This is a genomic window from Pseudoalteromonas sp. BZB3, assembly GCF_040104455.1.
Taxonomy (GTDB): Bacteria; Pseudomonadota; Gammaproteobacteria; order Enterobacterales; family Alteromonadaceae; genus Pseudoalteromonas.
This window is the reverse complement of the sequence record NZ_JBECOS010000008.1, coordinates 368,321-381,053: the sequence shown is the minus strand read 5'-3', so window position 1 is coordinate 381,053 and position 12,733 is coordinate 368,321. Positions and strand designations below refer to the sequence as shown.

11 protein-coding genes and 1 pseudogene are annotated in these 12,733 nt (G+C 42.1%); 2 read left to right on the top strand and 10 right to left on the bottom strand.

Annotated features, from left to right (window positions below; translation table 11 throughout):
* Window positions 1–61 precede the first annotated feature (61 nt).
* Window positions 62–1,596 (top strand): annotated as a pseudogene (locus ABMY35_RS07590) (PAS domain-containing methyl-accepting chemotaxis protein).
* Between the two features lie 219 nt (window positions 1,597–1,815).
* Here the strand turns inward: ABMY35_RS07590 and ABMY35_RS07585 are convergent.
* From ABMY35_RS07585 to pspA, 10 genes are all read right to left on the bottom strand, one after another.
* The gene (locus tag ABMY35_RS07585; RefSeq protein WP_349285644.1) at window positions 1,816–2,673 is read right to left on the bottom strand and encodes a tetratricopeptide repeat protein; all 858 of its coding nucleotides are present in this window, start codon (window positions 2,671–2,673) and stop codon (window positions 1,816–1,818) included.
* 55 nt (window positions 2,674–2,728) lie between these two features.
* Window positions 2,729–4,675: a DNA topoisomerase III gene (locus ABMY35_RS07580; RefSeq protein ID WP_349285643.1), complete on the bottom strand. Its 1,947-nt coding sequence runs from the start codon at window positions 4,673–4,675 to the stop codon at window positions 2,729–2,731.
* Between the two features lie 130 nt (window positions 4,676–4,805).
* Window positions 4,806–5,150, bottom strand: a complete 345-nt coding sequence (locus tag ABMY35_RS07575; protein WP_130255287.1) for a 4a-hydroxytetrahydrobiopterin dehydratase — start codon at window positions 5,148–5,150, stop codon at window positions 4,806–4,808.
* A gap of 10 nt (window positions 5,151–5,160) precedes the next feature.
* On the bottom strand, window positions 5,161–5,958 hold the full coding sequence (gene phhA / locus ABMY35_RS07570; protein WP_349285642.1) for a phenylalanine 4-monooxygenase: 798 nt from the start codon (window positions 5,956–5,958) through the stop codon (window positions 5,161–5,163).
* 219 nt (window positions 5,959–6,177) lie between these two features.
* Window positions 6,178–7,356: an aminotransferase class I/II-fold pyridoxal phosphate-dependent enzyme gene (locus ABMY35_RS07565; protein ID WP_349285641.1), complete on the bottom strand. Its 1,179-nt coding sequence runs from the start codon at window positions 7,354–7,356 to the stop codon at window positions 6,178–6,180.
* A gap of 138 nt (window positions 7,357–7,494) precedes the next feature.
* Window positions 7,495–8,520 carry a YcjF family protein gene (locus ABMY35_RS07560; RefSeq protein WP_349285640.1) on the bottom strand — a complete coding sequence of 342 codons (1,026 nt, stop codon included), beginning with the start codon at window positions 8,518–8,520 and terminating at the stop codon, window positions 7,495–7,497.
* Window positions 8,517–9,920, bottom strand: a complete 1,404-nt coding sequence (locus tag ABMY35_RS07555) for a YcjX family protein (RefSeq protein WP_349285639.1) — start codon at window positions 9,918–9,920, stop codon at window positions 8,517–8,519. Before ABMY35_RS07555 ends, ABMY35_RS07560 begins: the two co-directional genes overlap by 4 nt.
* Before the next feature lie 178 nt (window positions 9,921–10,098).
* Window positions 10,099–10,503, bottom strand: coding sequence for an envelope stress response membrane protein PspC (gene pspC, locus ABMY35_RS07550; protein WP_349285638.1), 405 nt, complete (start codon window positions 10,501–10,503; stop codon window positions 10,099–10,101).
* On the bottom strand, window positions 10,500–10,733 hold the full coding sequence (gene pspB / locus ABMY35_RS07545; protein WP_138484102.1) for an envelope stress response membrane protein PspB: 234 nt from the start codon (window positions 10,731–10,733) through the stop codon (window positions 10,500–10,502). Before pspB ends, pspC begins: the two co-directional genes overlap by 4 nt.
* A gap of 61 nt (window positions 10,734–10,794) precedes the next feature.
* Window positions 10,795–11,457, bottom strand: a complete 663-nt coding sequence (pspA, locus tag ABMY35_RS07540; RefSeq protein ID WP_349285637.1) for a phage shock protein PspA — start codon at window positions 11,455–11,457, stop codon at window positions 10,795–10,797.
* Window positions 11,458–11,641: 184 nt separating this feature from the next.
* Between pspA and pspF the strand changes: the two genes are divergently transcribed.
* Window positions 11,642–12,730, top strand: a complete 1,089-nt coding sequence (pspF, locus tag ABMY35_RS07535) for a phage shock protein operon transcriptional activator (RefSeq protein WP_349285636.1) — start codon at window positions 11,642–11,644, stop codon at window positions 12,728–12,730.
* Window positions 12,731–12,733 lie beyond the last annotated feature (3 nt).

Genomic DNA, 12,733 nt, shown 5'->3' with positions numbered 1-12,733 from the left:
CACAAAGCATTGTAGCCTTATAATCTAACACAGTTTTACACTGATCCCTATGGAGAAAATCATGCGTCGTGGCCAGTCAATTATCAATGAAGAAGTCACCTTTGATGACTCGCAACAACTTGTCTCTACTACCATTTACGCGGTGTCACTACGTATGCAAATGCAGCGTTTTGTGCTGTTTCAGGGTTTAGTGCCGAAGAGCTAGTAGGGAAAAACCACAATATTGTACGCCATCCTGATATGCCAAAAGCGGCGTTTAAAGAGCTTTGGGATAAATTAGAACAAGGCCACTCTTGGCGTGGGGTGGTAAAAAACCACTGTAAAGACGGTCGCTATTACTGGGTAGACGCATTTGTTACACCTATTTTTGAGCATGGCCAGCTCGTTGGCTATCAATCGGTGAGAGTTAAGCCTTCTGAACAACTTAAGAAAAGAGCACAATCTCTTTATGATGCAATAAATCAAGGTAAAAAGGTTTGGCACTGGCGTGCGCAAATTGCACTGCGACAACCCCTTTCAACGATTATTGCGTTATTGCTTACCCTCGCTTGCTTTGTTTTTGCTGGTTGGCAACTCGGTGTTGCGGCTATTGTCACCATGCTGGCAATTTTGTTCATTAACTATGATGAACTGCTTGTGGTGCCTGCCAAGCTCAAATTACAGCAACAGCAATTCGATTCGGTATCTCGCTATGTCTACTGCGAAGCGACGCCCTTTTATAGCGCTGAATTTAATTTGGGTATGCTGCAAACTGTTTTAGGCCGTATGCAAGATTCAGCGTCTACTTTCAAAAATATCGCAACCGGGCTTGATGAAAAGTCTTCCGATACAGAAAAAGGTATTGAAGCGCAAAGTGAGCGCTTGCGTTCAATGGCTGCAGCGATGTCACAAATGAGCCAAACCATCGGTGAAATTTCAAACAACACTACCTATACCGCCAATAAAGTCGATAGTACGCAGCATCATTGTTTAGAAATTAAAAATACCATGCTCGAAAACGTTGATATGGTTAGCTCACTTGCCACGCAAGTAGATGAAGCCGCTCAAACAGCAAATTCACTGGCACAAGAAGCCGATAAGATTGGCCAAGTCTTGACTGAAATCGAAGGTATTGCAGAGCAAACGAACTTATTAGCATTGAATGCAGCGATTGAGGCTGCTCGAGCTGGTGAGCATGGCCGAGGCTTTGCTGTGGTTGCCGATGAAGTTCGCGCTCTGTCATCTCGTACACAAAGTGCCACCAGCCATATTTACGCATCAATCAAAGAGATACAAGATACTTTGTATAAATGGTCAGAAGTGATGCAAAGTACCAAAGACAGGGCATCTAACTGCGCCGATGCAAGCCAAACCAGCCAGCAGGCCTTAGAAGTAATTTTTGATCAGATCAGTGAAATTGCCAATGCTGCGCAAGGTATTTCAACTGCAGCAGAGCAACAACAGATGGTGAGTGTGGAGATTAACGACAACATCACCACCATCACCCATCACGGCAGCGAGAATTTAACCTTAAGTTATAAAGTCGCGGAAGATGCAGCGAAACTGGTTGAAAGTGCAAACAAAATATCTGGTTTGTTACTGACGTTTAAAGTCTAAAAATTAGGATAAAAAACGCGATGTGAAATCACCGCTGCCGTCTCAATAACTCGGTAGCACCGTCTTTATGTCGGGTTAGTGCAAATAACTTAAAAAACGCGATATAAAATCACTGCTACCGCTACCTCTATTCGGTAGAACCTAGTTTATATCGGGCTCTTACAACAAAAAATGGCAGCTAAATCAGCTGCCATTTTTATGCTTAAAGCTAACTAGCTATCAATATAATAAGCTGTATAACTTTCTACGATATGTGCCAGCCAAAGCATCACCATCTGGTAGACTCGCAATCAAATCTAAGAAATCTTTTTTCGCAGTGCCAAAATTTAAGTCTTTTCTTAGTACTGATAATAATAGCTCTAGCGCTTGCTCTTTCTTACCAGCTTCGGCAAGTAGCGCAGCGAGCTGTGCTTTTAACTCTTTGTTTTCTGGGTCCGCATCTAATTGCTCGGTCAGAGCAATGATCTCTGGAGATTCCTGCGCACTTTGTGCGGCATTTAATTTGGCTTGCAGATTTTGATAATACGGATCACGCTCAGATTCGACAATACTATCAAGTAACGCCTGACCATCGTCAAACTTTTGAATTTGAATGCAGATATCAGCCAAAACCAGTTTCACACGGGTATTTTCTGGGTCAATCGCATAGGCTTGCTTGGCATAGTTAAACGCCGTATTTTGATCGTCATTTGCCAGCGCTTGCTTAGCTTGTTCAAGTAATAAAACTTCCGGGCTTGGTAAATGCTCAGCCAATGCCTCTTTAATTTCAGCATCGCTTTTAGGACCTGGTAATACGCCAACTGGCGCGCCATTTTTCAATAACACAATCGTTGGTAACGCTTGTAGGCCTACTTGCTGTGCTAATTGAGATGCCAACGCTTGTTGTGTATCACAATCGACTGTTGCAACTAGTAAGTGCTCTTTGTAGCTTTGTGCAAGCGCAGACAAAATATTCGCTTGTTCAATGCACTCAGGTTGCTGCGCACTGAAGAACGTCATTAGAACCAGTTTATCGGCACTTTGTTCAGCCAGAACCTGCTGGATATTTTCAGGTGTTAATTGAATTTGGTTGTCCATAATTCGCTTCTTAAATCTATGTATTATTCTCTATATTGCGACTCTTATCGCTTTTTCAAGCCTTGCTTTTCGCCCGAGGAGATTTAGCACCGCTTTTACCTTTACCCGCACTGCGCTTGCCCTTTTTAAAACGCTTAAAACTGGCTTTGCCCTTACCTGCTAACCCTTGAAAGCTCGCTGTTTGTGTGTCTTGTAATAAGCGATTTAAATGCACTTCAACTGAGCCCATAAACTGATTATACGATTGAGACTTTTGATAGATCTGCTCAAGAGATTGCTCCCAAACAGCGGTCATATCAGGGCGCCCGACACTTTCTGGCAATGCTTTTATCACGCTTTGCCCGATTTCGGTAGAGTGAATGGCTTTGCCTTTACGTTGTAAATATTGTCTTTTAAAGAGTAGTTCAATGATCCCCGCACGGGTCGCTTCTGTACCGATGCCGTCGGTCTCTTTCAATATTTTTTTAATTTCTGGGTCGGTCACATATCGGGCTATTCCCGTCATGGCAGCGAGTAATGTTGCATCGGTGAAGTGCTTTGGCGGCGACGTATGCTTTTCAATAACCTGTGCATCAACACACTGCACTTGCTCACCTTTTTTCAGTATTGGCAATTGAGCAAGCTCAGCCTCTCCTTTTTCTTGCTTGTTGAACAAGACTTCCCAGCCCTTATCAACCAGGCTTTTAAATTTAGAAGTAAATAGCCCACCTTGAATGAGTGTATGAATCTCTCGCTCAGCGTAAACGCTTGGCTCAAAAAATTGCGCTAAGTAGTGTCTTGCAATCAAGTAATAAACATTTTGCTCATTTTGATTCAGCGCGCCGCTCGACTTTTTTGAGGTCGGAATAATCGCATGGTGCGCACCGACTTTGCTATCGTTCCAAGCTGATGATTTTATCTCTAAATTCGCTTTGTCTGTAAAAGCACTTAGTTTATCGCTAATGGCATCAATGGCCCCCACTACTGAGCTGCGCTCTTTGTAATGCTCTTTTGGTAAGTAACGGCAATCTGATCTGGGATAAGTGATCAGCTTATGCCTTTCATACAAACTCTGACAGGTATCAAGTACCAACTGGGCGTTCATGCCAAATACTTTTGCTGCTTCTATTTGTAGTGTCGATAAACTATGTGGCAAGGGGCGCGACTTTTTACTTTGGGTGCTTTTATCCTTGCTCACTTCACCCGATTGGTTTTTAACTCTGCTCGCCACATTTTCAGCTAAGCCTTTGACCAGCACGCGACCTTCTTCATCCATATAAGGCTGACAGGCTTCGCTTGGTTGCCATTTACCTATGTAGCTCGCACCTGCTTGGGTGTTTAACTGCGCTTCGACTTCATAAAACGGCTTTGAAACAAAATTAGCAATTTCCCAATCACGGTATACAACCAAGCCCAATACCGGCGTCTGCACTCGACCAATAGATAACACGCCTTGATAACCCGCTTGCTGCCCTTTGATGGTACTCATGCGTGTCATATTAATACCATAAAGCCAATCGGCACGAGCGCGAGACAGCGCTGAAACCGACAGCGATAAAAAGTCGAGGTTAGGTTTGAGGTTATTGATGGCCTGTTTGACTGCTGATGGATTTAAATCGCTTATCAGACAACGAAGAGTTTGCTCTTTTTGTGTTTTAGTGGCGCCGCAAAAATTAATCATTTCGTCGATTAAAAGCTGCCCTTCTCGGTCTGGATCACCCGCGTTGACAATGGTTTTAGCCGACTTAATTAACTTTTTAACGGTATTAAACTGCTTTTTAGTTTTACTTTTTGCTACTAGCTGCCATTGTTCAGGCACGATTGGCAGATCGGCAATCGCCCATTTTTTAAATTTAGGGTCGTACGCCTCAGGCTCAGCCTGCTCTAATAAATGGCCTATACACCAAGTAACAATATCGCCGTTCGCCGCTTCAATAAAGCCACCGTTATTCTTATGAGGTTTAGGTAACGCATTGGCAATGGCTCTGCCTAATGACGGTTTTTCAGCGATATAGAGTTTCATTGTTAGATTTATATACTGTATAAATTAACAGTTATGATAGAGCAATGGCGCGCTAAGTGCCAGAGTTTAAGTTTCAGCCATAAAAAAAGCGCCCATAAAAGGCGCTTTGGTTAAATGATATGTTGAAGTCTTATAGAGCGTTGAAAACGTCGTCTGTTTTCGCTGCACATACAAAATCGTTCTTATGCAGACCTTTAATAGAGTGGCTCCACCAAGTGATTGTCACCTTGCCCCACTCTGTTAGAAGACCTGGGTGGTGACCTTCTTCTTCAGCCATGTCGCCCACTTTATTAGTGAACTCTAATGCCTGCTTGAAGTTTTTGAACTTGAATACACGCTCAAGTTGCATGATGCCATCACGCACTTCAGGAACCCAATCAGGGATCTGCTTAATTAATACTGCTAACTCTTCATCTGACACTTTAGGCGCATCCGCACGACACGCTTCACATTTTTGTGCACTTAAATCAGACATTACAAAATCCTTAACTTGCTAATTTTTCTTTAGGGGGAAACTTTGGCTCAAATAAGCCTAATTCTTTCGCTTCTTGTACTAACGCCATGATATCCATTTGCGAGATATCGAATAAGTCATTAATTGAATTAATTGTGTAGTACAACGGCTGCATAATATCAATGCGATATGGCGTACGTAATACGTCTAGCACTTCTAATTTGTTGATTTCTGGCGTGCCTGAGTAAACATATTGCGTTTCTCCCGGGCTTGAAAGTACACCACCACCATAAACACGTAAGCCGTCTTTCGTCTGCATTAAACCAAACTCAACCGTGAACCAATACAAGCGTGCTAGATATACACGGTCTTTCTTCTCAGCGGCATAGCCTAGTTGACCATATTTATGCGTAAACTCTGCAAATGCAGGGTTAGTTAGCATGGCGCAGTGACCAAAAATCTCATGGAAGATATCTGGCTCTTGCAGATAATCAAACTCTTCACGAGAGCGAATAAAGGTTGCTACCGGGAACTTTTTGTTCGCCAATAGTCTGAAGAATTCATCAAAATCAATCAGTGCAGGTACAGGTTCTACTTGCCAGCCTGTTTCACGACCTAATGCTTCGTTTAACTCATGAAGCTGAGGAATACGGTCGTGCGGTAAATTTATTTTCTCAAGGCCTTCCATGTACTCGTTACATGCTTTGCCTTCAATGCACTTTAATTGTCGTGCAACCAACTCAGACCATATTTTATTTTCTTCTTCGGTCCAAGCGATGATGCCATTTGCATCAGGTTGCTTTGATACATATTTACTTGCTTTAGCCATAATAACCTTCGCTGTTAGTTCGCTCTTGCCCCAGCTTGAGCGCTTCAACTTGTTGACTTGATACTAGGGAAAAGTAAGCAAAAGATTAATAGATGAGATGTTTCAAGCAATCCTGAAAACTTGATTTTTTGGAACCTTTTATTTACACAACTGTACACCAAAAAAAACAGCACCTATAAAAAAGGGGCAATAAAGCCCCCTCGTAAACTTAAAATTACACTAAATTTGCTTAAATGCCTGCTCTAGGTCAGCAATGATGTCGTTAACATCTTCTAAACCAACAGAAATTCGGATCAAACCATCAGAAATGCCCGCTGCTTCACGTTCTTCTTTGGTATACGGCGAGTGTGTCATTGAGGCTGGATGCTGAATAAGTGTTTCTGGATCGCCTAAGCTCACCGCTAACGTACAAAGTTCAGTCGCATTAATAAAACGTTCACCTTGCTCTAGGGTGCCATCGATCTCAAAAGCAATAACGCCACCAGCCCCTTTCATCTGCTCACCCAAGAATTTATAACCTGGATGAGAAGGTAAACCAGGGTAATACACTTCACTCACTTTAGAGTGCGTATTTAAGAACTCAGCGACTTTTTGTGCACTTTGGCAGTGCCTTTCAACACGTACAGCCAGTGTTTTGAGACCTCGATTTATCAACCAAGCATCATGCGGACTGATGGTCGCACCAATATCTTTCAATACCGTAAGTTTTATAAGCTCTATGTGTTCTTGCGTACCACATACTGCACCTGCGACGACATCACCATGACCATTGAGATATTTAGTTGCACTGTGGATCACAATATCTATGCCGAAATGTTTTGGCTTTTGTAGTAGCGGTGTCATAAAGGTGTTATCAACCACACTGATCAAACTGTGCTTTTTAGCAAACTGACCTAGCATAGCTAAATCAATCACCGTCATATTTGGGTTGATCGGCGTTTCAGCAAACACCATTTTGGTGTTTGGTTTCACAGCTGCATACAGCTCCGCTTCGTTGGTCATATCTACAAATGACACTTCAATGCCCCATTTAGGCAGCATGTGAGAAAAAAGCGCAAAACTACAACCATATAATGCGCTAGATGCAATTAAATGATCGCCTTGCTCTAAAAAGCTCAGCACTGATGCTGATACCGCCCCCATACCCGTTGCGGTTGCAGCAGCATCTTCCATTTCCTCGAGCTGAGCAAGCTTTTGTTCAAGTTCACGGGTGGTTGGGTTGCCCAAGCGGGTATAAATGTAACCCACTTCTTCCCCCGCAAAACGTGCCGCACCTTGAGCAGCATCTTTAAACTGAAACGTTGAGGTTTGATAAAGTGGCGCGGTTAACGCGCCATGTGGGTCGTCAAAATGGACTGGGCTATGGATGCAATTGGTGTTGTCATGATACTTCGTCATTTTATTGCCTATGAATTTATTATTAGTCTGTTGATGAACTAATAAATAATCCAGCAAGTAAAATTCCACAAGCAAGCCAGATGTTAAGACGGCTAGACGAGCAAAACCCTCTAAAAATCGTACAGTTAAGTTGTCAGTTTAATCATTTTTAGACGTTTTGGTACGCTCTAATAAAGCAGATAAAATACCTTGTGCTGATTGCCCTAATAAGGATTGCTTTTGCTCTAGCTTAGGTAACGGTCGACATAACTCCATGGTTTTGTAGCCTAAGCGCGCTGTAAACACGCCTGCACTGAGGCCTTGTGCAGCTCGCGCTGACAACTTCCCCAGCAACTCAGCACCCAAGCTGGTCGCCGCTAAGTCAGATACCAATTCGGACGCACCAGCAAACAACATCTGTTTAACCAATTGCTTGTACAACATAATGCGACTGCGATACGCCAGTTTGATACCGTAGTGTTGGCTTATCTTTTCAATCAAGCTGATACCACGCCACAGCACCGAAAGCATATCAAGTAATGCCATCGGACTGAGAGACACCAAAAGCGCTGACGTTTTTGCATGTTGGTTAATGATTGCTTTTGCCTGCTCATCTTTACTGACCAGTAAGGTGGTTTGATATAACTGTAAAACTTCTTTGTCAGTATGGTGCGGTTTGAGGCAGGCTTTAAATTCTTTTACTTCTGCATCGGTATGTTGTTTTAGTAAGGGTTGTAGCCAGGTTTCTGCTTCACCAATTTGCGTGCTACTCATTAACCGAAGCGCATCATTTTGGCGCAGGTTTTGTTGTTTCAACGCTTTTAATGAAACCGCTTCCTTGAATAAGAATTTGCTCAGCACCAATAACGCAGAAGTCAGCACAAAGCCATAAAGCCCTGCTAGTAATACAGACTCTTGCATTGCCTCAATGATGGTGTAACCCGTTTCAACCGTGATTAATAACAAAAAGCTAATGACGAAAATGCCTTTGAAATTGAAGCGACTGCTTTTAGGTTTAAATACTGGCTCTAACTCTTGTTCAAACTCACTGCTTCCATCAATGACATCTAGTTCTTCGACTATTTCAAAGCGCTTGCCTGTTTCTAACTCTTTTTGGGTCTCGCCGACATCACCGACATTAATACGTCTACCCGGTTTTAATTGAGCTGATTGATTGTCTGTCATTGCAATTTATCTCCAATTAAAAACTGTAGGGCATGATCTAAACGGGTATGGGTTAACTCGCCTTTGGCGCTTGGTAATGGCGCGAATGAAATAAACTCGAAACCATGAGTCGGCCACTGACTTTGAGTAATAAAGTGGTTAGGCGGTTCTGGCGGCAAATAAGTGAGCCATTCATCTTCATTGAGTGGCTTGCCATAGATGCAATCTAAGGCTTTGTCGCCTTCTTTTATACGCTTCGCCAGAGTGCTTTGCACCGATGACATCGCCATTGTTTCAATCTGTACGCCATTAAAACGCATATCGTTGGCTTGCTCGCCCACCAAATCATGCAATAACTGTGCTATGGCCACTTGCTGAGTGCCATTCACATGGTCGCACTTATTCGCAGCAAAAAGTACTTTATCAATTTTTGGTGAAAACAAGCGTTTAATTAAATTAGAGCGGCCGTAATTAAATGATTGCAACACCGCTTGCAGCGTATGTTTTTGTTCAAGCAAAGACTGCGGGCCATCATTTAAGGCACTCATCACATCGACAAGTACCAACTGACGGTCAAATTCACAAAAATAGTTTTTATAAAAAGGCGTGATAACTTGCTTTTTATACGCCTCAAAACGGCTGGCTAAATGGCTATATTGACTATTTTCTTTGTCGTTACTCTCACGGCACGGGAAGAACAACAAGATTGGGGCATCTTCTAAATCACCAGGGATCAATTGTCTTCCTGGTTGCAGATAAGCGAGCTGAGTCTGTGATTTTAGCTGCTTTAACGCTTGTGTGTAGAGGTTAGATAACTGCTTAAGTGCTTGCTCATGAATATTTTCTTCACTGTTGAACTGTTCAAGCTCTGATAAGAATGGCTGCGCATATTCACTATACTCTGGTTTTTCTAGCAAGCTAAGCATTGACTCACTCCAGCTTGCATAATCTTGCTCAAGCATGGGTAAATCAATTAACCACTCTCCCGGATAATCAATCAGTTCCAAATAGAGGGTACTTTGCGGTGAAACATGCTGCTTTAATCCATGCTTGGTTTCGTATCGAATAGCAATCGTTAAAGTATTAATACGCTTTGTCGATTCAGGCCAATTGGGTTCAGAATTAAGTAAGCAATTAATGGCACTAGGGTAATCAAAAGTAGGAATGTCTAACGCGGACTGCGGCACTTGTTTGGCTGCAATCAGGCGGTCATCCTTTACGACATCAAAAAAAGGTAAATTCTGTTTGTTGCTTTGTGTGGTTAAATGTTTTACGAGTGCTGTTATAAATGCCGTCTTACCACTACCACTTAAACCAGTAACGGCCAGCTTTACATGCTGATCTAAGCTACGATTGAGGGTCTTTTGGGCTTTTTGTTTGAGTTTATCAAGATTCGCGTGGCTGAATAAATTTGGACTCATTATAACAGTGTCACTCCCTGTTAGAGAAAGCGTGCGGCCTGCACTAAAATCTCGCCGCACTCGCTTGATGATGATGGATATACCAATGTTACTGATTAAGCGTCCATTCTAACGAAATAGATAGTCCTTTAACTTTTGTTCGCCGCTATAAGCGAACAAACCTTCAATGCAATTGGTATTACAGCTTATTGATTTCACGTGACACAGTAAACTCACTTGAAGTCACATAAGTTTCCATATTTTGAATACGACCGTCTAAACGGGTTAAGCGATCTTTTAAGTCGAATAGCGCCTGACGAGGTGGTTCGCCCTTTTGCCATACTTTAAACTTCACTGAGATTGGATCAATCTCATCAAATTTGCCCGCATTTTGCGACATGCTCGGCTCTTTTTTATCGAGAATAAACCAACAGGCTACATACACAACGACAAATAAAGGACCACCAGATAACAATACAGCTGTAATAAACAGGATGCGAACCAGCCACAATTCCATATTGAAGTAATCACTTAGGCCTGCACATACACCTGCTATTTTTCCACGTTTTGGATCTCGATATAGTTCTTTCTTTAGATTGTTCATACCTTACGTCTCCACTGTGGTGACTCCTGATCTAATAATGCTTCAAGGGTCTCAACGCGTTCAGCCATTTTCTCAGCTTTATTAGCCAGTTCTAAAAGTTGGCGGTGTTCGTGCTCGCTTAAACCCTGGCTTACTTGCTTCTTACTGCGATAGTGAAGAATGAGCCAAAGTGGGGCAACAATCACCATAAAAATAATAATCGGGGCAACTAAAACTTCTAAATCCATCATCAATACTCCTATAACTCAACCTGTTGTGTCAGTGCCTGCCTAGGCAGGCACTTATAAACTTTTATTCTTTGTTTGCTAGCTTTTTCTTTAGAGCCGCTAGTTCGTCATCAACTTGCTCATTTTTTTGTAAATCAGCAATTTCATCCGATAGTGACTTTTTACCTAAATCATAAGCTTCTACTTGTGATTCTAGTCCATCGATCTTGCTTTCGTATCGTTCGAAACGATTAAGTGCATCTTCAACTTTTGAGCTGTCTAAAGCCTTTTTCACTTCTAAACGAGACTCAGCTGAGCGCTGGCGCAGTACAATGGCCTTTTGTCTTGCTTTCGCATCGGCTAGCTTATCTTGAAGTGTGGCAACTTCTTGCTGTAGTTTCTCAATATGAGACTCTACATGCTCAAGCTCTTTTTCAACACTCGCTGCCGCATCTGATGACTTTTGTCTTTCAAGTAGTGCTGCACGTGCTAAGTCTTCACGATCTTTAACCAGTGCCAGCTCTGCTTTTTCTTGCCATTGTTGTGCTTCTTGATTTAGTTGCTCAACACGACGTGCTAATTCTTTCTTCTCAGCCAGTGTTTTAGCTGAAGTAGAGCGAACCTCTACTAATGTGTCTTCCATTTCTTGAATGATGAGGCGAACCATTTTTTCTGGATCTTCTGCTTTATCAAGGATGGCATTGATATTTGAATTAACAATGTCTGCAAAACGTGAGAAAATTCCCATAATCTTTACCTCTTCGGTTACTCAATTAATTTAACTGAGTAAGTAGTATCAAATTGCTTGCCAACTTTCACAGCAAATAAAAACAATAAAAATCAATAACTTATTAAATTTCAAAAACTTCTTTTTTTCAAGCTTTTTTTAAAATACACTAATAGTTAGCAAAAATAACTAAGAGTTAGGCAATATGAGTCAGTTTCGCCAACAGGATAATTTACTTGGCCAATCAGACAGCTTTTTAGCTGTGCTAGACAAGGTTTCACAACTTGCTCCACTAGATAAACCCGTACTAATAATCGGTGAACGAGGAACAGGTAAAGAACTTATTGCAGCCCGCCTTCATTATCTATCCGAACGTTGGGACCAAAACTACGTTAAGTTAAACTGTGCAGCCCTTAATGAGAACTTACTTGAAAGTGAGTTGTTCGGTCATGAAAGTGGCGCCTTTACCGGCGCAAGTAAACGCCATGAAGGTCGATTCGAGCGTGCAAATAGCGGTACATTATTTTTGGATGAGCTCGCAAATACCTCTGCCATGGTTCAAGAAAAGCTTCTGCGTGTTATCGAATACGGTGAATTTGAACGTGTTGGTGGTAAAAGCACCGTAAAAGTAGATACACGATTAGTGTGTGCAACTAATGAAGATTTACCCACTTTAGCTGATAATGGTGAATTTCGTCACGATTTACTCGACCGCCTCGCATTCGATGTAATCACACTGCCGCCTCTTCGTGCTAGAAGAGAAGATATCGTCTTACTGGCAGAGCAATTTGCCATAAACATGGCACGAGACCTTGATTGGGCACTGTTCAGTGGCTTTACAAAAAAAGCCATGGACAAGCTATTAGATTACGATTGGCCGGGTAACATTCGTGAATTAAAAAATGTAGTTGAACGTAGCTTATATCGCCATGGTAGCGAGCAGTTGCCTGTTCATGAAATTATTTTCGACCCATTTGAAAGCCCATATCGTCCTGCTCAGCGTATTAAAGCACCGACAAATATTGAACGCGCCCCAGAAGTAATAACCCCAGCAGCGGCTGAAGCCTCCACTGCTACAGTTATTGAGCAAACTAAACACGCTGAGAATAATTTTTCATTCCCATGCGATTTGAAAACACTGTCAAACGACTATGAAATTGAACTGCTGAAGAAAGCGTTAGAGCATAGTCAATTTAACCAAAAGAAGACTGCACAAATGCTCAGTTTAACGTATCATCAATTGAGAGGTTATCTGAAAAAATACAATCTGTTAGATCAGAAACAAGAGGCGTAAATC

Bases quoted from the DNA above. Each gene is read 5' to 3' on its own strand.
- ABMY35_RS07575 (WP_130255287.1), bottom strand. From the start codon at position 5,150: ATGTCTGATTTAAGTGCACAAAAATGTGAAGCGTGTCGTGCGGATGCG.
- ABMY35_RS07565 (WP_349285641.1), bottom strand. From the start codon at position 7,356: ATGACGAAGTATCATGACAACACCAATTGCATCCATAGCCCAGTCCAT.
- pspA (WP_349285637.1), bottom strand. From the start codon at position 11,457: ATGGGAATTTTCTCACGTTTTGCAGACATTGTTAATTCAAATATCAAT.
- ABMY35_RS07585 (WP_349285644.1), bottom strand. From the start codon at position 2,673: ATGGACAACCAAATTCAATTAACACCTGAAAATATCCAGCAGGTTCTG.
- pspC (WP_349285638.1), bottom strand. From the start codon at position 10,503: ATGAACAATCTAAAGAAAGAACTATATCGAGATCCAAAACGTGGAAAA.
- ABMY35_RS07560 (WP_349285640.1), bottom strand. From the start codon at position 8,520: ATGACAGACAATCAATCAGCTCAATTAAAACCGGGTAGACGTATTAAT.
- ABMY35_RS07580 (WP_349285643.1), bottom strand. From the start codon at position 4,675: ATGAAACTCTATATCGCTGAAAAACCGTCATTAGGCAGAGCCATTGCC.
- phhA (WP_349285642.1), bottom strand. From the start codon at position 5,958: ATGGCTAAAGCAAGTAAATATGTATCAAAGCAACCTGATGCAAATGGC.
- ABMY35_RS07555 (WP_349285639.1), bottom strand. From the start codon at position 9,920: ATGAGTCCAAATTTATTCAGCCACGCGAATCTTGATAAACTCAAACAA.
- pspB (WP_138484102.1), bottom strand. From the start codon at position 10,733: ATGATGGATTTAGAAGTTTTAGTTGCCCCGATTATTATTTTTATGGTG.
- pspF (WP_349285636.1), top strand. From the start codon at position 11,642: ATGAGTCAGTTTCGCCAACAGGATAATTTACTTGGCCAATCAGACAGC.